Here is a 26,110-nt window from a genome sequence, read left to right as displayed (position 1 = left end):
GTTATATTCTTTATAAGTAGAGTGAATGGAAGGCTAAGGCTGAGACCACGCTTTTGGTACGCGTAGATTGAGTAGTGTTAATAGGTTCTAGAGCAATTTTTGTAATGTTTTTTGATATTAGGAGTGTGTGCTGTAATCAGTAGTTTTATATACGTTTGGTAAAGATTATTTCCACTTTTATATAATGTCCTTTTTAAAATATAATAAGCAGCAAAAAAGACATTTACATCCTTTAATACATTGATAATAACAGAGATATCGCTAAACATATAAAATTTAAGATATAAATTCACTTTCAAAGTGGCTAAAGAATACTCTATGCTCTTTAGTATTTTTATATGGAAAACAGAATTTCTGTACTATATAATAAAAGCAACTGTAATTTTCGGGTTCCAAGAGTTATCTTGGAGGCCGATTTTTATATCTTTATAAGGTCTTTCGTGTACAAGAAAGGGACGGATTATGGAAAAAGTTCCGATGACTACAGCTGGTTTTGAAAGTCTCAAAGAAGAGTTACGGTGGCGTCAACAACAAGAGCGTCGACGGATTATTGAAGCAATTTCTGAAGCGCGTGCGCATGGTGATCTGTCAGAAAATGCAGAGTATCATGCTGCTAAAGAAGCACAAAGTCATAATGAAGGGCGTATAAACGAGCTTGAAGATTGTATTGCGCGAGCAGAAGTTATTAATGTTTCACGTCTTTCAGGCGATAAAATTAAATTTGGAGCTACTATTAATCTTTTAGATGAAGACACTGAAGAGAGAAAAGTTTATCAAATCGTTGGTGATCAAGAAGCTGACGTAAAAACTGGTAAGATTTCTATTTCTTCTCCTATTGCACGCGCACTTATTGGTAAGCAAGAAGGTGACGTAATTGAAGTAAACGCACCAGGTGGTACGCATAATTATGAAATTATTAAGGTCCAATATATCTAAATCATTATGCGTGTGTCTTTGAAAGAAACTGATATTATTGTTCCACATTTTAAGAAGCGTTTATCAGGGGTCACAACGACGATTATTCATCTTGTTCCATTGCAGCGAAAACAGGGTTTTTATATATCCACTTTAGGGGTAGGGTTGCCAAAAAATTTGCCTGCTCTTTCTTTTAAAGATCTTGTTGGTTTATGGAAAAGTCCAGTAGGAAAATCATTTCGAATTTGGCATGCACGACGCAATATTGAGATGCTTTGTGGGGTTTTCTTGCGCGATGTTTTAAAAATGAAACTTAAACTCATTTTTACATCGGCATCTCAACGTCATCATAAACCTTTTACAAAATGGTTAATTCGCCGCATGGATAAAGTGATTGCTACAAGTGAACGCACTGGAAGGTATCTTGAGGTGCCTCATCAAGTTATTCTGCATGGTGTTGATCTTGAGCGTTTTTCACCACCAAAAACCATTGATGATTGTTTTTCAGCTTCTGGGTTATCTGGGAAATATGCGATAGGGTGCTTTGGACGTGTACGCTATTTAAAGGGCACTGATTTATTTGTGGATGCAATGTTAGAATTATTGCCACGTTATCCAGATTGGACAGCGATTATTGCTGGTCGGACTACAGCAAAACATTATAACTTTGAAAAACAATTACGTCAGAAAATTGCTACTGCTGGTTTAAGCGATCGTATTATTTTTCTTGGTGAGATCCAGGATATATCTTTGTGGTATCGTCGTCTTTCACTTTATGTTGCTCCCTCTCGTAGAGAAGGCTTTGGTTTAACACCATTAGAAGCAATGGCATCTCAGACTGCTGTCGTTGCTAGTAATGCAGGGATGTATGAAGAATTAATAACAGAAGAAACAGGAACAGTTGTTCCTGCAGGAGATCAAGCAGCTTTAACAGAAGCGATTGAATTGTATTTTTCTGATTTAGAAAAAACAATAATGACAGGGAAAAAAGCGTTAACTCATGTTCAGACACATTTCCCTTTGGAAAAGGAAGCAAGAGCAATTGGGCATGTTTATAAGGAAATGTTTGCAGAGGAAATATTTTAAATATACCAGACTCTATTTTTAGATGGAGATGAATAATATTTAAAAGCAAGATACATGCCGTTCATAAACATAATGCTAAGCTTCTGATATTCGTTCGATATTTTTGATGTGCTGATTTATTAAAAGCCCTTTTGGCATTTTATATTCGTTTAAATTTGTATCATCATAATGCTTATTCTATGAATTTTCAGATGTTAAATATTAGAATTGTTCGCTCCAAAAAGAACGGGTAAAAAGGACAAAGATCGTTATAATTTCAAGACGGCCAGCAAGCATTAGAGCACTCAAAATCCATAAGGCATGATCATTAATGGTTGAGAAATTTCCCACAGGGCCAATAATACTTCCAAGGCCTGGACCAATATTTGAAAGCGCTGTTAAAGCGCCCGTACAAGCAGAAGTAAAATCAAGTCCAGTAGTGAGTAAAAGTGCAGTACCAATAAAAAGACAAAACATATAAAGGCACAAAAAAAGTAAAACTGCTTTAGTAATATCATTAGAGACATTTGAATGATCATAGCGTACTTTTACAATTGCATTGGGAGAAAGAAGTTGTGTCATGTTTGCTTGTGCAATACGCCATAAGATAATTAAACGGTTAACCTTTATGCCGCCGGAAGTAGAGCCAGCACAACCACCCGTGAAAGAAGCAATAAAGAAAATGCCAAGTGCAAAAGGTCCCCAAAGTTGATAGTCTTCAGCACTATAACCGGTGGTACTAATAACAGATGTAAGGTGAAAAATGACATCAAGGAAAATTTTGTGGAAGGGAAGATGATTATGAAATCGCAACCATGTTGCTAGCGCAAAGCTAAAGAGAAAAACAATACTAAGAAAAACGATTACTTGTGGGTCTATGGAACGTTTAGAGTATCCAGGAAGTAATAGTTTAATATAAAGGACAAAAGGTAATGCAGAAAGCAACATGAAGATTGTAGCAATTATTAAAATAGCTGGTTTATCAGAAAAATAACCAAAGGAGGTGTCATGGGTTGAGAACCCAGCTGTTGCTATCGTTGTCATTGCGTGGTTGATAGCATCAAATAATGTCATGCCAGCAGCAAAGTAGGAGAGCATGCAAGCTAATGTTAGTCCAATATAGGCAATAATAATGCCGTTGGCAATCTGGTGGATACGGGGTAATATTTTTTCTGATTTATCAGACGATTCCATATGGAAAAGTTGTATACCGCCAACCCGTAATGAGGGCAAAAGCAATAAAGCTAAGCCGATAAAACCAATACCTCCAATCCAGCATATGATGGAGCGCCATAATAAAATGCTTCGCGATAGATGATCAAGACCAGTAATAACTGTAGAGCCTGTCGTTGTAATTCCAGAGATGGATTCAAAAATTGCTCCTGCTAGGGAAATTGGGAGTGAAGAAAGATAAAAAGGGAGAGCTCCCACTACACTTCCTGTTAGCCATAGACAAAGGGTTAGTGTAAAGCTAAGCCGCGTTGAAAAACGACAAGTAGCTCCTCTCGTTGCTAAAAGAATAAGTGTTGCTAATACAGTTGTAATAGCAAAAGGATAAAGAAAAATCGTCCAATTATGATTGTTATCGCGCAAATCCGCAAGAGCTGGCAAAAGCATAGTCCCTCCCATGATTAATGCAAACCGTGCGCAAATATTAATAATAAACTGAAAAATAGTCGCTCCTTGTCTTTATTTATTGATTGTAATGTTTACCTAATGAGAATTTATACGCTTACGTAATATAAATTTAATGCTTATACTAAGCAAATTATGATAAATTGGCAATGTACCTTCTAATGAAGCTTGAAAAATAGGATTTTACTATAATTCAAGTTCTTAAGAAATGTGTTTTTAAAGACGGTATTTATCATAAACTTATAGAGTGTAATAAAGGCTGAAAAAAGGAGTTTTATAGTGCAATTGCATATTCGTGTTCTTATTATTGGCTCCGGACCTGCTGGTTATACAGCAGCTATCTATGCTGCTAGAGCAATGCTTAAACCAGTATTGATTACTGGAGTGCAGCAAGGAGGGCAGTTGACAATTACAACTGATGTTGAAAATTATCCAGGTTTTTCTGATCCAATTCAGGGGCAATGGTTGATGGAGCAAATGGCAAAGCAAGCAGAAAATATGGGTACAAAAATTGTTTATGATAGTATTGTAAAGGCTGATTTATCTAAGCGTCCTTTTACCTTATTTGGAGATTCAGGAACCCAATATTGCTGTGATGCACTCATTATTGCGACCGGAGCACAAGCGCGTTGGCTTGGTTTGGAAAGTGAACAAACCTTTATGGGGAGTGGCGTTTCTGCTTGTGCTACTTGTGATGGTTTTTTTTATCGTGGTAAGGATGTAATCGTGGTAGGTGGTGGTAACACAGCTGTTGAAGAAGCTCTTTATTTATCTCATTTGGCTAAAAGTGTAAGTGTGGTTCATAGGCGGGATCATTTTCGGGCAGAAAAAATCTTGCAAGATAGGTTGTTTTCTCGTGATAATATCCAGGTTATTTGGGATCATATAGTGGAAGAAATTATTGGTTCATCTGCTCAGTCTCCAACAGGGGCTGTTGTGACAGGTGCGCGTCTAAAAAATACAAAAACAGGTCAAAAGATGCAAATAGATGCAGATGGAATATTTATTGCTATTGGTCATGATCCTGCTGTTTCTTTGTTTGAAGGGCAATTGAAACAAAAACCAGGGGGATATTTATGGACGGCACCTGATTCAACAGAAACAAGTATTGCTGGTGTTTTTGCCGCAGGGGATGTTGCTGATAATTTATTTCGTCAAGCTGTAACTGCAGCAGGAAGAGGATGTATGGCAGCGTTAGAGGCAGAACGGTTTTTGGATTCATAGATATACATCTCAAAAAGGTAATTTTTATAAATAAAATCAAAAAAGTGGGAGGAAAATTGTGTCATTGCCATTAGATTGGAATAAATTAAGAGTTTTTCATGCTGCGGCAGAAGCAGGCTCTTTTACGCACGCAGCTCAAAGGCTTCATTTATCTCAATCAGCAATTTCGAGACAAGTTTCGGCTTTAGAGCAAGATGTTCGAGTGCCTTTATTTCAGCGTCATGCGCGCGGTTTAATTTTGACAGAGCAGGGCGAAATACTTTATCGTACAGCCCATGATATTTTGATGAAGCTTGAAAATACGCGTTTGCAATTAAGTGAAAGTCGTGAAAAACCAACAGGACATTTACGCGTAACTTCGACTTTTGGAATGGGGACAGGGTGGCTTGCAGAGCATATACCTGAGTTTTTGAATTTGTATCCTGATATGCAAATTCAGTTTTTGCTTGACGATGAAGAGCTTGATTTGACAATGCGTTATGCAGACTGCGCTATTCGTTTACGTCAGCCTCAACAGCCTGATCTTATACAAAGAAAATTATTTACAGTTCATATGCATGTTTATGCTTCAGAAAATTATATTGCAAATTATGGTAAGCCAGAAAAATTATCTGAACTGGATGAACATCGCATTATTTCATTCGGTGAACCTGTGCCACCTTATTTGGTCGGTTTGAATTGGTTACAGAGAGCTGGAAAAAGTGATGATTCAGTGCGCGTTTCGATTTTGCAAATTAATAACATTGTTTCAATCAAAAATGCACTTATGCGTGATCTTGGTATTGCTGTACTTCCTGATTATATTGTGAATAATGATGAGAAACTTATACGTCTTTTTCCTGATATGATTGATATTCCTTCTTTTGATACTTTTTTTTGTTATTCTGCTGCTTTGAAGAATTCAGCAAAATTGAATGTTTTTAGAGATTATATCTTTTTAAAAGCACGCAAATGGTCATTTTAAATAATATGTTTATAGATCTATTGAAGAAGCAAAGGCTTATAATCTAGTAAGTTATGTATTTATTGCACGGCAGATTTATTGAAGTATTTATTTTATAAAATGGGAAAAAATATTATCTCTTGATTACGTTTTCTTGAGTGCTTCCTTTAAGGATCATCGGGTTGATTTTATCTTTCAAGATCTTCTGAGTTTGCCTGGTTTTAGTCCAGCTTTTTTATTTTTTTATTAGAGAACAATCAAAAGGTGCGTAAGTGATCTTATCCTTTTAGGAATTGCTGTTATCTCTTTTTTATATGCAATCATATCTAATATAGATGTATGAAAGTGAGCTGCTATCTTTTTTAAGCATCGGTTTGAGAAGTTTTGAGAATATTAAAAAGTACTATTTCCATTATGAACTTATGTCATTTAATGTCTATATTGAGATAAGTTATGGTTTATCTTGAAGAATAAATATTCTTTATAAAATATATTTAATAATTCACGCTATCATTTATTTTTAATTCATTAATACCACCTGGGCAGATGATGATTCAGAATTTCAGGACAAGCTGTTACAAAAGCGCTGGATACGAAAACAAGCTTCTTCAAGTATTTCATCTGATGTTGCGTAGGAGATACGAAATGCCGGTCCAAGTCCAAAAGCAGATCCATGAACAACAGCAACGGACTCTGTTTCCAAAAGAGCCGTTACAAACTCTTCATCACTTGTAATAATTTGACCTTGAGGTGTTTTTTTACCAATAAGCTTTGCACAGGATGGATAAACATAAAATGCACCTTCAGGTGTTGGGCAATCAATACCATAGGTTTGATTGAGCATAGAAACAGCAAGATCTCGACGTGTTTGAAAAATAGTTTTATTTTTAGTTATAAAGTCTTGTGGACCATTCAGTGCTTCTACACCTGCCCATTGTGAAATGGAACTTGTACCAGATGTTTGTTGACCTTGAATGATGTCCATAGCTTTAATTAATTCATGTGGACCACCTGCATAGCCAATTCTCCACCCCGTCATGGAATAGGCTTTTGAAAGACCATTCATTGTCAGCGTACGGTCGTAGAGTTGTGGCTCTACTTGAGCTGGAGTGACAAAAGTAAAATCTCCATATGTTAAATGCTCATAGATATCATCAGTGAGAATATAAATATGAGGGTATTTCATTAAAATATCAGTTAATTTTTTTAATTCATCGTGTGTGTACGCAGCACCTGATGGATTCGAGGGAGAATTAAAAATAAACCATTTAGTTTTTGGAGTGATGGCAGCTTCTAGATCTTGTGGTTGAAGCTTATAAAAAAATTCAGCTTTCGTTGCTACGAAAACAGATTTACCACTGTTAAGAGCAACCATTTCAGGATAACTGACCCAATAAGGAGAGGGAATGATAACTTCATCATTTTTATTTAAAGTTGCCATTAATGCATTAAAGAGAATTTGTTTGCCACCTGTGCCAACAATGATTTGTTCTGGTGTATAAGTAAGATTATTTTCTCTTTTAAATTTTGCAGAAATAGCTTGACGCAATTCTGGAATACCAGATATGGGCGTATATTTTGTTTCTCCACGTCGAATGGCTTCAATAGCAGCATTTTTGATATTATCTGGTGTATCAAAATCTGGTTCTCCAGCGCTTAAGGAGATGATATTACGACCTAAAGCTTTTAGAGCACGCGCTTTTTGAGCTACGGCAATTGTTGCGGAGGGCTTGATGGAAGAAAGCTTATCAGCAATGAAAACCATCGTTTCAATTCCTTATAATATAGGCAGGAAATTCTTGATTATAAAAATTACAAAATACATAAAGATTATGTCGTAAAAAACACAAAACTGCAAGAAAACTGTCAGAAAATTTTATTGTAAACTTAGATTTAGTGAATTTAATTTTTTATACTGAGGAAATTTTGAAAAATCAATTCAAGAATAAATTTTCTTTGATGTTGATAGTGAAGCATTTATCCGATTTTATTTCTACAAGGCATATCAAATTATACAGCCAACTTGGCTGAAAGTTTATAGTTTGTAGATGAGATTAAGCAGATGAAATTAATTGTAAAGATGACTCGTTTATTGAAAAAAATAGATTAAAATTTTTTGTCTTGTAGAGCATTGTGACTTTATTAAATTTCTTATTTGTGTGGTTTTTTGTTATTATCCAATAATAAAATTTTTCATAATTACTGGTTTATGTGTCACATTTTTCTGTAAGTTTATTATAATGAGTTGTGATTAATTTAAATAAAATAGAGAAACAACTTAATCATTATAAAAATCAAAGAATGGAAAACTCGCCTATGAAGGCGAGATAGTTTATAGAATGCTCAAATTTTAAAGAGCAGAAAGATTTCCAGCAGCAAATTTTCCTGAACGGCGGTCTTGAAGAACATCATAAGAGATTTTTTGTCCTTCATTTAAGTTGTGTAAACCAGAACGCTCAACAGCAGAAATATGTACAAACACATCTGCACTTCCATCATTGGGTTGAATGAAACCAAAACCTTTATTTGTATTGAACCATTTAACTGTTCCTTTAGACATAGGAAACTCCTTAGTATATATAATATTATGTATTGAGATTTAAATTTCTCAATACGAGTTTAAATCGAAATTAGGCAGGAGAGATTTCATCAGAAGTGCGATTGCACAGAAAAGAAAGATCGCGTAACCGAAAATACGATGTGAAAAACTATAAAAGATTTTTCGATATAAAGCAAGCCCTATTGATTTTTTGTTATATTCATCAAAGATTGATAAAGGGAGTAAAGATATTACATTTTTGGGTACGCAGGGAAATTTTTAAGTAAAATAATTTTGCAAAGAACACACTTCAAGATTGCTAGTTTTGAGTGCTCGAATAGCCTGTGCTGCGGATTCAGCGCCAGCTACTGTTGTGTAGTAAGGAACTCTTTGCATAAGTGCTGCGTGGCGCAATGATTTGGAATCTGAAATGGCACTCGCAGTATTAGTTGTATTGAAAATTAATTGAACTTTTAGATTACGAATAGCGTCTTCAATATGAGGGTGGCCTTCTAGAACTTTATTAATTTTTTCTGCTTTAATGCCATTTTCGACAAGAAATTTTTGTGTTCCAATTGTTGCTAAAATAGAAAAACCAAGCTCGCTTAAACACTTGACAGACTTTAAGATACGTTCTTTATCTTCATCTCTCACAGAAACAAATAAGGTGCCTTCTTTAGGAAGATCAACACCAGCTCCAAGCTGCGCTTTAGCAAAGGCAAGTGCAAAATCATAATCAAGTCCCATTACTTCACCTGTTGAACGCATTTCAGGGCCAAGCAGTGTATCTACACCTGAAAAACGGGAAAAAGGAAAGACTGCTTCCTTAACCGCAATATGTGGTCTTTTCTGTGTAGACGGTATTCCACCATAAGCGTTGAGTGCACTTTGGAGATTTTCTCCGATCATGATACGTGTCGCGATTTTAGCAATTGGTCGACCAATAGTTTTTGCAACAAATGGAACAGTACGTGAAGCACGAGGATTCACTTCTAGGACATAAATTGTTTCATTTTTGATAGCATATTGTACATTCATCAAGCCACAAACATGTAGTGCTTTTGCTAAAGCTTTTGTTTGTTTTTCTAATTCATTAACTAATTTATATGAAAGTGTGCGAACTGGTAGAGAGCACGCTGAATCACCAGAATGGATACCTGCTTCTTCAATATGCTCCATAATACCGACAACAAGCGTTTCTTCTCCATCGCACAAACAATCAACATCAACTTCTATAGCTTCTGTTAGATAGGTATCAAATAGAAGCGGATTTTTAGAAAGTAATGTATTGACCTGATCTGTCTTGTTGTGGGGATAACGAGCTTTTATATCTTCTGGCACTAATTCAGGGACTATTTCTAACAAATAATGCTGCAAGTCACGCTTGTCTCGAATAATTTGCATAGCACGTCCACCCAAAACATAAGAGGGGCGTACGACCAATGGAAAATCTAGCTCATGAGCTATGCGTTGTGCTTGTTCAATTGAATAAGCAATATCATTTTTGGGTTGTGTTAAATTAAGTTTGCACAACAATTTTTGAAAACGATCTCTATCCTCTGCAAGATCAATAGCATCAGGTGAGGTGCCTAAAATAGGAATATTATTTTTTTCAAGTGCGCTTGCCAGTTTCAACGGTGTTTGTCCACCAAATTGAACGATAACTCCGACTAATTCACCTTTTTCTTGCTCTGTTTTTAAAATTGCTAAAACATCTTCAGTTGTTAAAGGTTCAAAATAAAGACGATCAGAGGTATCATAATCTGTTGAAACAGTTTCAGGATTACAGTTAATCATGATAGCCTCAAAGCCTGCATCACGCAAAGCAAAGGCTGCATGGCAACAACAATAGTCAAATTCAATACCTTGGCCAATTCGGTTTGGACCGCCACCTAAAATAGCAACTTTTTTGCGTTCAGAAATATTTGCTTCTGAGCACTCCGTACCTGCAAAAGGTCTTTCATATGTTGAGTACATATAAGCTGTAGGTGAAGAAAACTCGGCTGCACAGGTATCAATGCGTTTGAAAACATGTCTAATATTTAGGGATTGGCGTAAGGTAAAAATATCATCTGGTGTTTTTCCAGAAAGATTTGCTAAGCGCGCATCTGAAAAACCCATGGCTTTTAACATGCGTAAATTATCTGCATCATGGGGAAGTCCATGGACACGAATACGTTGTTCTGTTTCGATGATGGACGCTATTTGTTCCAAAAACCATAGGTCAATTTTGCTTATTTGATGGATTTCATTCAGGGATAAACCCATACGCATCGCTTGTGCTACATAACGTAAACGATCAGGACTTGGGATAGCAATAGCCGAGCGAATAGAATTTTTTTCATCACCTTCAGCGTGTTCAGGGATTATGATTTCATCAAGACCCGTAAGACCTGTTTCAAGTCCACGGAGTGCTTTTTGTAAAGATTCTTGGAAAGTACGACCGATTGCCATAACTTCTCCAACAGATTTCATTGCGGTAGTTAAGACAGGCGATGAACCAGGAAATTTTTCAAAGGCAAAACGAGGGATTTTGGTGACGATATAGTCAATAGAAGGTTCAAATGATGCTGGTGTTGCACCGCCCGTAATATCATTTTTTAATTCGTCAAGTGTATAACCAACTGCTAATTTAGCTGCTACCTTTGCAATTGAAAAACCGGTGGCTTTTGAAGCAAGCGCTGAAGAACGAGAAACGCGTGGATTCATTTCAATAACAATTAAGCGGCCATTTTCAGGATTGACGGCAAATTGTACGTTAGATCCACCGGTTTCAACCCCAATTTCACGGAGCACAGCAATTGAGGCATTCCGCATAATTTGGTATTCTTTATCGGTTAAAGTGAGAGCAGGAGCAACAGTGATAGAGTCACCGGTATGAACACCCATAGGATCAATGTTTTCAATGGAACAGATAATGATACAGTTATCCTTGTGATCACGAACAACTTCCATTTCGTATTCTTTCCATCCCAGAATACTTTCTTCAATCAACACTTCTGTTGTTGGTGAAGCTTCAAGTCCACGTTCGATAATTTCGTAAAATTCAGAGCGGTTGTACGCAATACCGCCCCCTGTACCACCAAGTGTAAATGAGGGACGGATAATGGCTGGAAGTCCAATAATATCAAGAGCTTGAACCGCTTTTGCGGTGGCATGAGCTATATAATGTTGCTTGCGATTGGCTTCTGCATTATTCCAATCTTGCTCAAGCTTTTCTAATGCTTGATCAAGTGCATCGCCAGAAAGTTCATTTTTAAGTTTATTATATGCTTTTTCATATAATCGACGATCTTCTTCTTTGAGTTCAGTTGCATTCGCTAACATAGAACGCGGTGTTTCTAAACCAATTTTTGCCATTGCTTTGCGAAATAGAGCACGATCTTCTGCCTTATCAATAGCGTCAGCATTGGCACCGATCATTTCAACATTGTAGCGATTTAAAATTCCCATGCGCTTTAAGGATAAAGCAGTATTAAGTGCTGTTTGTCCTCCCATGGTTGGTAAAAGTGCGTCTGGACGTTCATGAGCAATAATTTTAGCAACTATTTCTGGAGTGATTGGTTCGATGTAGGTCGCATCTGCCAAATCCGGATCAGTCATAATGGTGGCAGGATTAGAGTTCACCAGAATAATTCGGTAGCCTTCTTCTTTTAAAGCTTTACAGGCTTGTGTTCCTGAATAGTCAAATTCACATGCTTGACCAATAATAATAGGTCCTGCTCCAATGATAAGAATAGATTTTATATCTGTGCGTTTTGGCATGACTTTTTCCTATAGCAAGCACCTATGCGTAGTTGCGGTAGGCAGAAATTAGAATGTTGGCTAAACTCGTTTTATAGGTTAATAGATAAAGAAAGTAATCCATAAAATACTTTTTTATATTTTTTCTTTGGGGATAATGCTTGAAAACAGTGTGCTCTTATAAATAATGGTTAAATAATTTTCAAACGCAAAAGATGAAAGCATGAGTTGATTTCAGCAATGTTAGCTGAAATAGAAGATATATAAAGCGTTATTTTTGTTAATCTAACATGTATTATAAAAATATGTTTTGAAGCATTATTATATTATACATTAGTAAATACGTTTTTTTGTGTATGCCTTGGTGATTAGTATTATGATATTTCAAATATAACGTTTTTTAAAATATAACTATAAAGCTAGCTTTGGCTGTAATACTGTTTAGGTGGATTTTGTACTAGATAGGTTCAAGAATAACGATAGCACTGTATTTAGAGTTATAGGAGTTTATGGTAAATTATCTTTTTATAATTACATGTCTAATAAAGTATCTTTGATAAATGGTCGGGACTTATTCATACCAGTTTGCAGAAAATACAAGCCTTTATACGAATGATAAAGAAAGTCTAAATACTAAAACTATATGATTAGGTTATTTCTTATAATCCATAATCAAGTTGCGAAAATGGTGAAAAAGATAATGACTATCTTGAGGTCCAGGCGAAGCTTCAGGATGATATTGAACAGAAAAAATCGGTTTTTCGATAATTCGAATGCCGCAGTTTGAACCATCAAAGAGAGAAATATGTGTCTCTTCAACATGTTGTGGTAGCGATGTTTTATCTACGGTGAAACCATGATTCATTGATACAATTTCGACTTTGCCAGTAGTAAAGTCTTTAACAGGGTGATTGGCGCCATGATGCCCTTGACGCATTTTTATAGTTTTCGCTCCCACGGCAAGAGACAGCAGCTGATGACCAAGGCATATGCCAAAAAGTGGTATGTTGCAATCAATGAATGTTTTGATGGTTGGAACAGCATATTTGGCTGTAGCAATTGGGTCTCCTGGACCATTAGAAAGGAAAATACCGTCGGGATTCATAGATAAAATTTCATTTGCATTTGTAGATGCTGGCACAATAGTTATGTGTGCACCCAAGGCTGATATAAGGCGAAGAATATTGCGTTTAATGCCATAATCAATTGCAACAATGTGAAAATTACGTTTGCTATTTACACTATATCCTTTATTCCATATCCACGGGTTTTCATTCCATTCTATTAATTGTTTTGACGTTACTTCTTTTGCAAGATCAAGATTGATAAGACCAGACCATTTTTGGGCACGCTTTTTTAAAGCATTAATATCAAAATTTCCATTTGGATCGTGGGCAATGACCGCATTGGGTACACCTTTTTCACGGATAAGAGTGGTTAATGCTCGTGTATCAATATCGTAAAGTGCAATAATTTTTCGTTCTTTAAGCCACTGATTTAGATTTTCATGTGCACGGTAGTTAGAAGGACCAGTAATATCTGCTTTGAAAATAGCACCAACTGCACCATGGTAATTGAGAGGTGTAAGATCTTCAATATCTTCTCGATTAGTGCCTACATTACCAATATGAGGAAAAGTGAAATTAACGATTTGTCCTGTATATGATGGATCTGTGAGGATTTCTTCATAGCCTGTTATGGCGGTATTAAAACATACTTCAGCTTCAACAATTCCCGTAGCACCCGCACCTTTACCTTCGATTACTGTACCATCGGCTAATACTAAAAGAGCTGTAGGCTTATTTGTGCTCCAAGGACTGGGAAGCGAGATGGTTTGTGTCATTGTTTGGGCTCACAATTTGCTATTTGAAGGCATAATACTCAAACTCACGCAAAAACCACGCAACTATAATTAATGCTATACATTGTAATTTTTACTTAGAGTTAAAGTATAAGGATATTTTATAAAGAGGTAAAGATCCAGATTTGAGTTTTCTAAAACTATTTAGAGACATTAATTCCTTAGAATGAAGCAAATAAAACAGTGAGGAGTTATGGGCTTTGTCTTATTGGAATAATGAGAAAACCATTACATAGGGTTTTGTTAGATTTGAAAGAAAATTCAATATACAAGTTGGAAAAATAGAGATATGGTAAAGAAACGCTCTGCAAGGCGTCATTGTTTATAATCGGTAATGCTGTAAAAAGCTGTAAACGGGACTATTATGCCCCGAGTTGTTATTGTTACAGTTTCCAACAAAAATAGAGTTTTATTTGCTTTAAAAGGCAATAGAGAACACTATTTTATGATCGAACTTTTCTGCCAATCCATATAAGGATGCAGGCTCCAATAAAACCTGAAATGAGATAACCCAGCCAACCAGCAAAATTGATTTCTAAAAAGCTTAGAAGGAAACTGGCTAATGCAGAACCAACAACACCTAAGATAATATTTAAAAACATCCCTGTTCGGCTGTTCATAAAATATTGTGCAATCCAACCTGAAAGTCCACCAATAATAATAGCCAAGATCCAATTGATATATGTATTTTCCATTCCACTCTCCTATGTCTAAACTTAAACTGTTATGTTTAACTGCAGTAGAAATTAGAGTAGGTTGTTTCAAGGTCAAGAATTATGCATTGTGTTATTTAAAGAGAGCCTGTTGTTTAAAGCTTTATGATGGTTTTTTGTGTTGATTTTCTTAAGCAATGATTGAATTCAATCTATACAGAAAAGATAATTATTCTTTCAAAAAAATGAAGGATTAGCTATTTATTTATACAAAAGGATCCTTAGATAAGAATTTTGGAGTATTCTTCGTTCTTTTTAATTGAATAGATTGTTATTTTATAGCGACAAGTTTTTTAAAAGAATAAACGTGATTAAAGTTCATTATTTTGTTTTTAATGTATTTTTAACATTATAGCTTGCGCATGTTAAATCATAACCACATGGATTTTGGAAAATTTTAAGGCCAAAGTCAGGAAGAACAGAATAAAGGTGATCAAAGATGTCAGCTTGAATTTGTTCGTATTCTTCCCAAATGGTGGTATTCGTAAAGCAATAAATTTCTAAAGGTAAACCATTCGGCGTAGGAGGTAATTGCCGTGTCATTACAGTTGCGTTTTTTTTGACATTTAGATGCTCTCTTAAATAAGATAATACGTAAGCCCGAAAAGTACCGATATTAGTTAAACGGCGAGTATTTGCTGGTATATCATGATTTTTTTCTAAGCGAGTATTCCATTCATTAATTTCAGGTATTTTTTGTGCAAAGTAGTTTTCTAGGAGATTAAATCGTGCTAAATATTCCTCTTCTTTTTTTGTATGAAAGCGGATACTTGCTTGATCAATAAATAAAGATCGTTTGATACGTCGACCACCTGATTCTTGCATACCACGCCAATTTTTGAAAGGATCAGTTACCAGTTTACGGATAGGAACTGTAGTAATTGTTTTATCAAAGTTTTGAACTTTTACAGTATGAAGGGCAATTTCAATGACATCACCATCTGCACCAAGATTAGGAATTTCAATCCAATCTCCAACACGTACCATATCGGTAGATGAGATTTGAATTCCTGCAACAAGAGAAAGTAATGTGTCTTGAAAGATCAAAATCAAAACAGCTGCCATTGCACCAAGACCAGAAAAAAGAATAAGAGGCGATCGGTCTATTAATGTGGCCAATATAAAAATAGCAGTAAGCGTAAAAAGTGCAATTTTAGCTATTTGAATGTACCCTTTTATTGGCTTTAACCTTGCTGCAGGTCTTTGTTCATAAAAGGTATTAATGATATTAAAAAGAGCAGAAATTGTTAAAGCAACGATAAAAATGATAAAGGCATTGAAGACATTTCGGATAATTGTACTGAGAATATTGGGCAATGTAGATATAAAATTGATGCCAGTTGAAAGAATAAAAGCCGACGCAATATGAGCTATGTACTTAGTAATATTTTCAATATCAGTAATTGTATTGTGATGGAGGAACGCAGCGAGGTGTTTTTTTCCGCGAATAAGTAAGATACGTGTTAAAAAATTAACTAAAAGTGCAATAAGAATCAGAACGACTAACCAAGAAACCATTTCTAGTGATGGATATTGAACAAGAAATTTAGGCACTGTACTTTATCTCCATTTTGGTTATTCATTTCTTATTTAAGATGAAGTATTGGAATTATGCTTCAAAGTAACTAAAATGCAAATAAAGAATTTTTAAACTCTGTGAGAGATAATGCGTATTCCGCCTGATTTTCTTGATGAGATTCGCGCTAGGTTGCCAATTTCAGTGGTTATTGGTCAAAGGGTGATATTTGATCAAAAAAAAAGTAAACCTTCACGTGGTGATTTTTGGTGCTGTTGTCCATTTCATGGTGAAAAGACTCCAAGTTTCCATTGTGATGATCGTCGGGGTCGTTATTATTGTTTCGGTTGTAATACAAGCGGTGATATTTTTACCTTTCTTTGCGAACTTGATGGATTGCGCTTTTCGGAATCTGTAGAGCGTTTGGCTAATTTTGCAGGTATGAAATTACCTGCCTTTGATTTACAAAATCATAAAGATGAAATGAAAAAAAATGATCTTTATGATGTTATGAAAATAGCGACGGATTTTTTTCAAAATAACTTACATCATCAAATTGGTGCCCAAGCACGCCATTATCTTGATGAACGTGGTGTTACATTAGAACTTGCAAAGCGTTTTCAGATTGGTTTTGCTCCGATAGGACGTACAACTTTGAAAGATGCGTTGAGTGCGCGTGGTATTTCACTAAAGCAAATGGAGGATTGTGGCCTCCTTATATCCGGTGAAGATATTTCTACTCCCTATGATCGATTTAGAAATCGCATTATATTCCCTATTGAAGATTTACGTGGCCGTGTGGTTGCTTTTGGGGGGCGTTCGTTAGATAAAAATGCACGAGCAAAATACTTAAACAGTCCTGAAACGGTTCTTTTTCATAAGGGTAATATGCTTTATAATGCGGCATCTGTCCGTAAAAATAGCCGTGCCTCAGAAAAAAAAGAAGCATGTTCTGTTCTGGTTGTTGAAGGCTATATGGATGTCATTGCTTTAACTAAGGTTGGTTTTGAAAAAGTAGTTGCCCCTTTAGGAACAGCATTAACAGAAACGCAAATTGAACTTTTATGGCAAATGGAGTCTGATCCGATTTTGTGTTTTGATGGAGATAATGCCGGTTTAAAAGCTGCTTTCCGTGTTGCTGATCGTGTACTTCCTCTTTTAAAAGCAGGAAAGTCTGTGCGTTTTGTTTTATTGCCAAATGGTAAAGATCCAGATGAAATTATTCGTACAGGAGATGCTCATCTTTTTTCTTCTTTTGTTCAAAAAGCAATTCCATTGATTGAGCTTTTATGGTGGCGTGCTACTTCCGGAAAACATTTTACAACTCCAGAAGCACGCGCTGCATTGGAGCGAGAACTAAAACAACAGATAGCAACAATTAAGGATAAAGATATACATCGTTATTATTTTCAAGATATCAAAAGACGGCTCTTTGCGTTTTTTCGTTCATCTTTATTAAAGCAAAAGAAGCAAGGAGAATATATTCAAAATCAAAAAGATGGAGTGTTTAAAGACCAATCTTTTTCTGCATTAGAAAATTCTAATATAGTTCGTAGTTCAAAACATTTCATTCCTTTGCGTGAAGCAGTTATTTTGCTGATTTTAGCTTATTATCCTGAACTGTGGTACGAGAATTTTGACGTTTTTGCAGAATTAGAATTAAAAAATGATCAATTAATGAGTTTGCATCAGTCCATGTTGGAAATTCTTGGAAATCAACAGTTATGTAATAAAGGAACAATGACTGTACTTTTAGAAGAAAAAGGGAAAAAAAGTATTTTAGAGCATATAGATAACCTTGTGCAAAGAGTTGGTATGCGGATTACTTTTGGAGGTGCTCCTGTAGAAGATGCTCGTGCTGTATTAAAACAAGCTATCTACTTGCATCTTCAAGAACACCACCTACATAAAAGACTACAAGATATCGAAGAGGAACTCATAAAAAATCCTAGAGATGAAGTTTTTGATCTACTTCGTGAGGTGAAAGCTGAATTGGAACGAACACAGGCAACAGAGGCTTTAATTGAGGGATTCGGATCTTGGTTTTGCGAAAAAATAGATGAGGGCAAACCAAAATAGAATAAAATGATTCGCTTTTTAAAAGCGAATCAGTCACGAAGTCTGATATAAAAGCCTTAATTATTGAAATGACGTTTTTGTGAAGAATAATGACTAAATTTTAGGAAAAGCGGGAAATTGGTTCTTACTATGTGGTGCAGATATTATCTCAGAAAGACTGAGATATATTGGGTTGATCTCTATAGTATTCCCGTGATTTTGCGTGAAAAGGTGTGTATAAAAGTGTGTCTTTTTGAATAAAAGATTAATCCTGTAAACAGTGCATATAAAAATTTTAATGCGCTAAGTAAGAATAATAAGCTGATCACACGAACCTACCTAGTGATCAAGTGGAGTTAACAGTATGGCAACAAAGGTTAAACAAAAAGATAATGTGGAAGAAATGGGCAAAGTAAGCTCGGATGGTTCTCTTCTTGATTTTTCCGATGATGCTATCAAAAAAATGATGAAACTTGCCAAAAAAAATGGCTACGTGTTGATGGATGAGTTGAATGCAGCTCTTTCTTCTGAAGAATTCACGTCTGAGCAAATTGAAGATATATTGGCAATGTTCTCTGAGATGGGTATTAGCGTTATAGATGATGAAGATGAAATTGAATCTGGACAATATGAGGAAGAAATTACAGTAGAAGGTGGCGATTTAGTAGAAGCCACAAATTATGCGGTTGCAACAACATCTAAACGTGAAGTAGCCGACCGAACTGATGATCCAGTTCGTATGTATTTGCGTGAAATGGGAGCCGTTGAATTACTCTCGCGTGAGGGTGAGGTTGCTATCGCTAAACGTATTGAGGCTGGACGTGAAACGATGATTTCCGGTCTTTGTGAGAGCCCTTTAACATTTCAAGCTTTAATTATTTGGCGTGAAGAGTTGCAAGAGCAGCGTATTCTTCTGCGTGAAATTATTGATCTTGAGATGACTTATTCTGGTCCAGAAGCGAAGCAGGCTCCTATTATTGATGAAAGTGAAGTCAAAAAAATAAAAGAAGAAACATCATCTTCTAGCATGCGTGATATGAATGATCTTGGAGAAGAGATAGGGGGCGAAGATGATGACGAAGAAGATGACGAAGTTAATTTATCGCTTGCAGCAATGGAGCATGAGTTGTGTCCTCAGGTTGTGGAGACTTTAGATTTTATCGCTGAAACTTATGTAAAATTACGTGAGCTACAAGATCAACAAGTTGAAAGCAGTTTATCACATCGTAAGGCAGAACCTCTTTCATCGGAACAAAGAAAACAATATACTGAATTGAAAGATGCTTTAATCCAAGCAGTAAAATCTCTTTCTTTAAATCAAAACCGTATTGAGGCATTAGTTGAGCAATTATATGATATCAATAAGCGGTTGATACAGAGCGAAGGTAAGTTGAAGAGGCTTGCTAGTAACTATGGGATTGGGCATGAAGATTTCTTAAGAGAATATCAAGGTCGTGAATTGGACGCTGATTGGGTTAATTATATTGCAACTTTATCAGGACGTGGTTGGAAAGAATTTTCAACTTGTGAAGCTAAAGTCATTCAGAGTTTGCGTAATGAAATACAAAATCTCGCGCAAGAAACTGCTATTTCAATTAGTGAATTTCGTCGAATTGTTACGCAAGTACAGAAAGGGGAGCGTGAAGCGAATATCGCTAAAAAGGAAATGGTGGAAGCTAATTTGCGTCTTGTTATTTCCATTGCTAAAAAATACACTAATCGTGGTTTACAATTTCTTGATCTTATTCAGGAAGGCAATATCGGTTTGATGAAGGCCGTTGATAAATTCGAATATCGGCGTGGATATAAGTTTTCAACTTATGCGACGTGGTGGATACGTCAAGCAATTACACGGTCTATCGCTGATCAGGCACGGACTATCCGTATTCCTGTTCATATGATTGAGACAATTAATAAAATTGTTCGTACATCACGCCAAATTTTACATGAAATTGGACGTGAACCAACACCAGAAGAACTTTCTAGCAAGCTTTCTATGCCGTTAGAAAAAGTACGAAAAGTACTTAAAATTGCGAAGGAACCTATCTCACTTGAAACACCTGTTGGTGATGAAGATGCTTCTCATTTAGGTGATTTTATTGAAGATAGAAATGCATTGTTACCAATTGATGCGGCTATTCAGGCTAATTTACGAGATACAACAACGCGCGTTCTTGCTTCATTAACACCACGTGAGGAGCGTGTTTTAAGAATGCGTTTTGGTATTGGAATGAATACTGATCATACATTAGAGGAAGTTGGCCAACAATTTTCAGTGACCCGCGAGCGTATTCGTCAGATTGAAGCAAAGGCACTTCGTAAGTTGAAACATCCTAGCCGTTCACGCAAATTACGGAGCTTTCTTGATTCTTAATTAAAAAGAACAGCGTTTTTAAAAGATAAATAAAAATATGTTGTGCGTACTAGATCAAATTTTATTGATTTTATCCTTTAAAAGAATTGTCTTATGAAAAAAGTAGATCCTGTTTATGAGTAAAGAACTTCCTTTTTGGAAAAGGAAAAAATTAGAGGAAATGTCTGTTACTGAGTGGGAAAGTCTTTGTGATGGTTGTGGGTGTTGTTGCTTGCATAAATTAGAAGATGACGATACTGGTGACATTTATGCAACGAGTATTGCTTGTCGTCTTTTAGATAAAGATACTTGTCAATGTAAAAATTATATTCACCGTAAATCAATTATTTCAGATTGTGTATTATTAGATATTGCTACGATTAAAACAGCTCGTTGGTTGCCAGAAAGTTGTGCTTACAGGTTGGTGAGTGAGGGTAAAGATCTTCCGTGGTGGCATCCATTAATCTCAAAAGATTTTCAAACGGTACATCAAACTCAATTTTCTGCACGTGAGCAGATTAAGATTCATGACGATGAATTATCATCTACGGAATCTTATTATCAATATATCACCGGAATTCTTTATAAAAACCGATGATATAATTATTTTACTCAATGATTGATGATTAGTCGTCTATAGCAAATGTTATAGTGACACTAACATGATAATTCAATTCACCTCCTGAAAAGTTTGTATCTGCATAGCTTGCAGATTGTGCTCTACTCATAAGGCGTGGTGTTGGATAATATTCGTTATTACTTTCATTAATTGTAATAATCTTTCCTAATTTCACGTTGGCTGCTTGAGCTAAGGTTTCTGCTTTTGCAATAGCTTCAATAACAGCTTTTTTACGTGCTTCTTTATACAATGGCTTTGTATCGGCATTGGTAAAGGTAATTCCATTAACAGAATTCACACCAAGTGCCATTGCTTGATCAAATATTTTACCAGCGTTGGCCAGATCACGGATATTTACTGTTAAAGAATTTGAAACACGATAAGTTATTTCATTGTTCTTTTTTTCTTGTTTTTTATCTGAGTTCGTTTGGTAAATAGATAAGCCTGATGTTTGCAAGTCATTTGCTTGAATGCCATTATTTTTAAAAGTATCTAAAATATCATTCATAAATTTATTATTCGCTGCTAATGCTTTTTGAGCAGTCGTATCATGAGTCACAACGGCTAGATTGATAATCGCCATGTCTGGTGTTGCTTGGTTTTCACCGGTTGCTGTAACTGTAATTGTTGGTGCATTTTTTATTGTTTCTTCCGCATGTACGAAGCATGAAGTAGTGAGTAGAGATAATACAGTCAATATCGACAACTTAATTCGGTAGACCTTCAACAGTTGGAAAATCATTTTAGTCATGTTCAATCCTTATAATATATATATTCTATTACTTTCCCATTTTTTGTATTTATTGTAAAGGAATTAGGGCGCTGAAAGAAAAAAAAACGAGAAGAAAGAAAAAAAGGCGAAGTATAATTAAAGCAAGCTCTTGTATAATAGGATATTTTAGTTTAGAGAAAATCTCTGTGGGGCCTGTAGCTCAATTGGTTAGAGCCAGCGGCTCATAACCGCTTGGTTGGGGGTTCGAGTCCCTCCGGGCCCACGTTTTCCTAATAAAATCAATATATTTATTTCAAGATGAGGGACCTTGTGGGTATTCATTCCATTAGTCTATCTCTGGTATGAGAAGGTCATGATATAAAGGTCCTTAATTAGGTTTTACTGATCAAGGATTTATGTGGTATGTACAGTTGTTTTTCTGATCTTAGCAAGAATGGTGATTTATTAATGCTTTATTTCGTGAAAAAAGAAGTTGTGGCTAGTGTTTATTGCACCATTTTTTAGATAAATGATGATTAGCAGTCTTAATAGGAAATAGGAATCGTCTAGTTTTTCTCTTTATACTCTTTGTTTATAAAGTAACAATGATATATTGCAGTGATATGTGGTAGTTGGGGTGAAACTTTATGGATATTAAGGATCAATTGTGTCTGTACTGCCCCCTTTAACAATTCGCCTTTGTGGGCCACGCGGGTTTTGTGCTGGTGTTGATCGTGCTATCCAGATTGTTATTCTTGCATTGAAAAAATATGGTTCTCCAGTATATGTCCGTCATGAAATTGTACACAACCGCTATGTTGTTGAGGGATTGCAGCAACGAGGAGCCATTTTTGTTGAAGAACTTTGTGAGATACCTGAAGGGCATCGTAGTCGGCCTGTTGTGTTTTCTGCTCATGGTATACCAAAGTCTGTACTAGAAGAGGCTGTTCGTTACAATCTATTTTATCTTGATGCGACATGTCCATTAGTTTCTAAAGTCCATAAGCAAGCAATTCGTCATCAACGTCATGGCCGTCATGTTATATTGATTGGTCATGCTGGTCATCCTGAAGTAATTGGAACTATGGGGCAGCTTGAAGAAGAGAATGTTACATTGATTGAAACGGTAGAAGATGCTTTATATTATCAACCAAATAATCCAAATAAATTAGGATTTGTAACACAAACAACACTCTCTGTTGAAGATACAGCAGAGATTCTTAATATATTAAAACAGCGTTTTCCTGCGTTAGCAGCTCCAGCGGCTGAATCAATTTGTTACGCTACCACTAATCGGCAAGATGCTGTTAAGGCAGCAGCGTTAGGAAGTGATTTATTTTTAATTGTTGGTTCACCGAATTCATCTAATTCTAGACGTTTGGTGGAAGTTGCTGAGAAATTTGGTGCGCGTCAATCTATTTTAATTCAGCGTGCTAATGAAATTGATTTTGATAATCTAGGTATTCTTTCAGCCATTAGTCTTTCAGCAGGAGCGTCAGCTCCTGAAATTATTGTTGATGAAATCATCACAGCGTTTCGTGCACGTTATGATGTTACAATAGAATTGGCTGAAACTTTAGTTGAAACGGAAACATTTTTAGTGAATCGTGAATTACGTGATATCAGCCTATCTTCTGAAGATATAGCTTTTATTAAAGGACGAGCAGAAGTACTGAAAGATGAAAATAACGATAACAGTGTTCATCAAATAAAAGAAAAATAGGCGCAATTATAGGGGATATAATCTAAGGCATTTAAACCACGTTACTCAATAGGTTTGCTTTTAAAAACAAGGAAAAGAGAGGATGTTGGAAGTCTAGAGTTTTATAAAATAGAGTGACTATTCACTTTAATGTTTATGACAAGCATTTTTTAGAAAATAATTTATCTTTTATATATCTCTGTACAGCATTTATATCCGATATAGCCTTTCTTGTTATAAGAATTGTTTTAAAAGGTAATAATATTATAATTTGTTGTATTGGAAAGGAGATATAGTTTTGCAATTTTAATGTATGTTATTGCTGCTTGATAGGTTATGACGTAATGTGGCTTTATGCTTTTTACTTATACCTTTCTAAAATTAACGAGATGAATTTCTTGATAGTTTTGTTCTTCAAAAAAATCATTAAAATATTGGTTTAAACTTTATTTTTGCAGTAATGTGAACTTGTTGGCTGAGATAGAGTTTTGTTTTTGTTATGTTAAATCGAAAAAAAGTTGTTGAAATTTATACAGATGGTGCTTGTTCAGGAAATCCTGGTTTGGGAGGATGGGGAGCAATTTTACGCTGGAATGGTCATGAACGTGAGCTTTATGGTGGAGAAGTATATACGACCAATAATCAGATGGAACTTATGGCGGCGATTCGCGCGTTAAATGCTCTGAAGGAATCATGTTTGGTTGATCTTTATACGGATTCAGCTTATGTGCGTAACGGGATTTCTACCTGGGTTGAGAGATGGAAAAAAAATAATTGGCGTACTGCATCGAAAAATTCTGTTAAAAATATGGAGTTATGGCAAGCCCTTGACTATGCTTGTTCTCAACATGATATCAGATGGCACTGGATAAAAGGACACGCAGGTCATCCAGATAATGAGCGTGCAGACGCACTCGCACGTAAAGCAATTACTGAATATCGTGAAAATGGCTGTTTTTCGATATAATTTTTTATCTCATGGAATGACAGTACGGTTTGATTATGTGTTTATTGCAAATGTTCCACTGAAGGCATGATCTTGGTAAGAAATAGTATAAAAAACAGTTTCATTTAATTCATCTGAATCAAAATATATTGGAGCACTGAAGACTGTATATCCCTGGTGATCGCTTATTTTTTTTGCTGGTCCAATCTGCATTGTTTTTCCATCTAAAAAGAGAGCAGAAGGTGTAATTATTTTATTATTTTTTATTTTTATTAAGAGGGTATTTCCATTTTTTTCAGCATGTATTTTAAATGCATTATCGGCTGTACGGGGTAAAGCATCTTGGGCTTTTTTTAATAAGGATAGAGAAAGAGATGTATTATTTTGAGTCGATGAGGAAAAATTAAAATCGATAGTAAAGGGGATACAAATTTCATTACACATTCCAAGGGTTAAAGAACCACTTAGATTTTCATCTGAACCAGAGATATTAAAGGGTAGTACGACTTTATTTTTATAACCTAATGACCAATCATTTTCTGTTGTATAGAGTTGTGGTGTAGGATAAAAAATTTCATAAGAGACTTGTTGGTTGAAATTAAAAAAGGGTGCCATCCCCGAATTTCCAGGATTTCGCCAATAGGTTTTCCATTTTGGTTTTAACGTAATTTCAATAATACCGCTTTTTGTCTCAGAAAGAGAAGATGAAGTTATAGCTAATCTAGCATAGCCACCCTCTGATTCATGCCAAGGTGTTGCAATAAGATGTGGTTTTTGTTCTGCTTGAGAATTAACAAGAAAGTAGAAAAATCCTAAAAATACAAATATTATTTTCAAAATTAATAAGAGATTTTTCTGAAAACGATTTGGAATTTTTTGTAAATTTTGAAATATTTGCAATTTTTTCATTTGATCTTTATTCTCTACTGATACTGACTTAATTGAAGTCAAAAAATTGAATTATGGAGACTATCAAATTATGAAACAGCATGAAGGGTTTCTAAATGGACAGTTGCTCATAGCAATGCCTGGAATGAATGACAAGCGCTTTGTTCGTTCTGTTATCTACATTTGTGCCCATTCTAATGCTGGTGCTATGGGAATTATTCTTAATCAGTTACATGATATTAATTTTCCTGAACTTTTGCTTCAACTGGGTGTAATTAACCAAAATCAAAAAAATTATCTTTCCGAGCCAATAAAAAAATTTCCAATACGCTGTGGTGGACCTATTGATACGTCTCGTGGTTTTGTACTGCATTCAGATGATTATGCTTGTGAAGCAACTATCTCTGTTACAGACAAAATTTGTCTTACTACAACCCTTGATGTATTAAAAGCCATGAGTTGTGAGAGGGGGCCTGAACATGCTCTTATAGCTTTGGGGTATGCCGGGTGGAAAGCAGGACAGCTTGAAACAGAGATTTATGCAAATGGTTGGTTGATTAGTCCTACATCTCCTAGCTTTCTTTTTGAAAGTGATATCAGTAGTAAGTATGATGAAAGCCTTATTCGCATGGGAATTAGTCCAACTTCTCTTATTTCTAAACCAGGTCATGCATAGT

Annotated in this window: 19 protein-coding genes and 1 tRNA gene; 11 read left to right on the top strand and 9 right to left on the bottom strand. The window is 35.5% G+C overall.

The window, feature by feature from the left end; genetic code table 11:
* Window positions 1-462: 462 nt before the first annotated feature.
* A complete protein-coding gene (greA, locus tag Bra60_RS04840) occupies window positions 463-936 on the top strand; it encodes a transcription elongation factor GreA (RefSeq protein ID WP_035006958.1) in 474 nt (157 codons plus the stop codon).
* 6 nt (window positions 937-942) lie between these two features.
* Complete coding sequence (locus tag Bra60_RS04835; protein ID WP_078688795.1) at window positions 943-2,001, top strand: glycosyltransferase family 4 protein; 1,059 nt, start codon at window positions 943-945, stop codon at window positions 1,999-2,001.
* A 201-nt stretch (window positions 2,002-2,202) separates the two neighbouring features.
* Here the strand turns inward: Bra60_RS04835 and Bra60_RS04830 are convergent, their stop codons facing one another.
* Window positions 2,203-3,597: a TrkH family potassium uptake protein gene (locus tag Bra60_RS04830; RefSeq protein ID WP_078688794.1), complete on the bottom strand. Its 1,395-nt coding sequence runs from the start codon at window positions 3,595-3,597 to the stop codon at window positions 2,203-2,205.
* Between the two features lie 294 nt (window positions 3,598-3,891).
* Between Bra60_RS04830 and trxB the strand changes: the two genes are divergently transcribed.
* Together trxB and Bra60_RS04820 are read left to right on the top strand one after the other, a co-directional pair.
* Window positions 3,892-4,839 carry a thioredoxin-disulfide reductase gene (gene trxB, locus Bra60_RS04825; protein ID WP_035006963.1) on the top strand — a complete coding sequence of 316 codons (948 nt, stop codon included), beginning with the start codon at window positions 3,892-3,894 and terminating at the stop codon, window positions 4,837-4,839.
* Window positions 4,840-4,897: 58 nt separating this feature from the next.
* A complete protein-coding gene (locus Bra60_RS04820) occupies window positions 4,898-5,803 on the top strand; it encodes a LysR family transcriptional regulator (RefSeq protein ID WP_078698121.1) in 906 nt (301 codons plus the stop codon).
* Between the two features lie 541 nt (window positions 5,804-6,344).
* On the opposite strand, the gene Bra60_RS04815 is transcribed toward Bra60_RS04820, so the two are convergent.
* From Bra60_RS04815 to Bra60_RS04790, 6 genes are all read right to left on the bottom strand, one after another.
* Window positions 6,345-7,547, bottom strand: coding sequence for a pyridoxal phosphate-dependent aminotransferase (locus Bra60_RS04815; protein WP_078698120.1), 1,203 nt, complete (start codon window positions 7,545-7,547; stop codon window positions 6,345-6,347).
* A gap of 585 nt (window positions 7,548-8,132) precedes the next feature.
* Window positions 8,133-8,342 carry a cold-shock protein gene (locus tag Bra60_RS04810; protein ID WP_035006968.1) on the bottom strand — a complete coding sequence of 70 codons (210 nt, stop codon included), beginning with the start codon at window positions 8,340-8,342 and terminating at the stop codon, window positions 8,133-8,135.
* Window positions 8,343-8,600: 258 nt separating this feature from the next.
* The gene (gene carB / locus Bra60_RS04805; protein ID WP_078688792.1) at window positions 8,601-12,086 is read right to left on the bottom strand and encodes a carbamoyl-phosphate synthase large subunit; all 3,486 of its coding nucleotides are present in this window, start codon (window positions 12,084-12,086) and stop codon (window positions 8,601-8,603) included.
* Window positions 12,087-12,717: 631 nt separating this feature from the next.
* Window positions 12,718-13,908, bottom strand: a complete 1,191-nt coding sequence (carA, locus tag Bra60_RS04800) for a glutamine-hydrolyzing carbamoyl-phosphate synthase small subunit (protein ID WP_078688791.1) — start codon at window positions 13,906-13,908, stop codon at window positions 12,718-12,720.
* Between the two features lie 461 nt (window positions 13,909-14,369).
* A complete protein-coding gene (locus Bra60_RS04795) occupies window positions 14,370-14,621 on the bottom strand; it encodes a GlsB/YeaQ/YmgE family stress response membrane protein (protein WP_078688790.1) in 252 nt (83 codons plus the stop codon).
* 339 nt (window positions 14,622-14,960) lie between these two features.
* The gene (locus tag Bra60_RS04790; protein ID WP_078688789.1) at window positions 14,961-16,193 is read right to left on the bottom strand and encodes a mechanosensitive ion channel family protein; all 1,233 of its coding nucleotides are present in this window, start codon (window positions 16,191-16,193) and stop codon (window positions 14,961-14,963) included.
* Window positions 16,194-16,305: 112 nt separating this feature from the next.
* On the opposite strand from Bra60_RS04790, the gene dnaG reads away from it, so the two are divergent.
* The 3 genes from dnaG to Bra60_RS04775 all read left to right on the top strand — a co-directional run bounded on the left by dnaG (window position 16,306) and on the right by Bra60_RS04775 (window position 21,164).
* Window positions 16,306-18,234, top strand: coding sequence for a DNA primase (gene dnaG / locus Bra60_RS04785; RefSeq protein WP_078688788.1), 1,929 nt, complete (start codon window positions 16,306-16,308; stop codon window positions 18,232-18,234).
* A gap of 343 nt (window positions 18,235-18,577) precedes the next feature.
* Window positions 18,578-20,587 carry an RNA polymerase sigma factor RpoD gene (gene rpoD, locus Bra60_RS04780; RefSeq protein WP_078688787.1) on the top strand — a complete coding sequence of 670 codons (2,010 nt, stop codon included), beginning with the start codon at window positions 18,578-18,580 and terminating at the stop codon, window positions 20,585-20,587.
* Between the two features lie 115 nt (window positions 20,588-20,702).
* Complete coding sequence (locus Bra60_RS04775; protein ID WP_078688786.1) at window positions 20,703-21,164, top strand: YcgN family cysteine cluster protein; 462 nt, start codon at window positions 20,703-20,705, stop codon at window positions 21,162-21,164.
* A 28-nt stretch (window positions 21,165-21,192) separates the two neighbouring features.
* On the opposite strand, the gene Bra60_RS04770 is transcribed toward Bra60_RS04775, so the two are convergent.
* Window positions 21,193-21,936, bottom strand: coding sequence for an SIMPL domain-containing protein (locus Bra60_RS04770; protein ID WP_078698119.1), 744 nt, complete (start codon window positions 21,934-21,936; stop codon window positions 21,193-21,195).
* Between the two features lie 170 nt (window positions 21,937-22,106).
* On the opposite strand from Bra60_RS04770, the gene Bra60_RS04765 reads away from it, so the two are divergent.
* The 3 genes from Bra60_RS04765 (at window position 22,107) to rnhA (ending at window position 24,566) form a co-directional block, all read left to right on the top strand.
* Window positions 22,107-22,180 (top strand) — tRNA-Ile (locus Bra60_RS04765).
* 384 nt (window positions 22,181-22,564) lie between these two features.
* Window positions 22,565-23,620 (top strand): 4-hydroxy-3-methylbut-2-enyl diphosphate reductase, encoded by a 1,056-nt coding sequence (gene ispH / locus Bra60_RS04760; RefSeq protein ID WP_078698118.1) that lies wholly within the window; start codon window positions 22,565-22,567, stop codon window positions 23,618-23,620.
* Between the two features lie 478 nt (window positions 23,621-24,098).
* Window positions 24,099-24,566 carry a ribonuclease HI gene (gene rnhA, locus Bra60_RS04755; protein ID WP_078688783.1) on the top strand — a complete coding sequence of 156 codons (468 nt, stop codon included), beginning with the start codon at window positions 24,099-24,101 and terminating at the stop codon, window positions 24,564-24,566.
* 33 nt (window positions 24,567-24,599) lie between these two features.
* Here the strand turns inward: rnhA and Bra60_RS04750 are convergent, their stop codons facing one another.
* Window positions 24,600-25,454, bottom strand: coding sequence for a protein-disulfide reductase DsbD domain-containing protein (locus tag Bra60_RS04750; protein ID WP_078673908.1), 855 nt, complete (start codon window positions 25,452-25,454; stop codon window positions 24,600-24,602).
* 70 nt (window positions 25,455-25,524) lie between these two features.
* Here Bra60_RS04750 and Bra60_RS04745 point away from each other — a divergent pair, with 70 nt between their 5' ends.
* On the top strand, window positions 25,525-26,109 hold the full coding sequence (locus Bra60_RS04745) for a YqgE/AlgH family protein (protein ID WP_078688781.1): 585 nt from the start codon (window positions 25,525-25,527) through the stop codon (window positions 26,107-26,109).
* Window position 26,110: the final 1 nt, after the last annotated feature.

This window comes from Bartonella sp. Raccoon60, from assembly GCF_002022585.1.
GTDB classification, from domain to species: Bacteria; Pseudomonadota; Alphaproteobacteria; order Rhizobiales; family Rhizobiaceae; genus Bartonella; species Bartonella rochalimae.
Note: the sequence above shows the minus strand (reverse complement) of the source record. Positions and strands in the feature narration are given on the sequence as shown.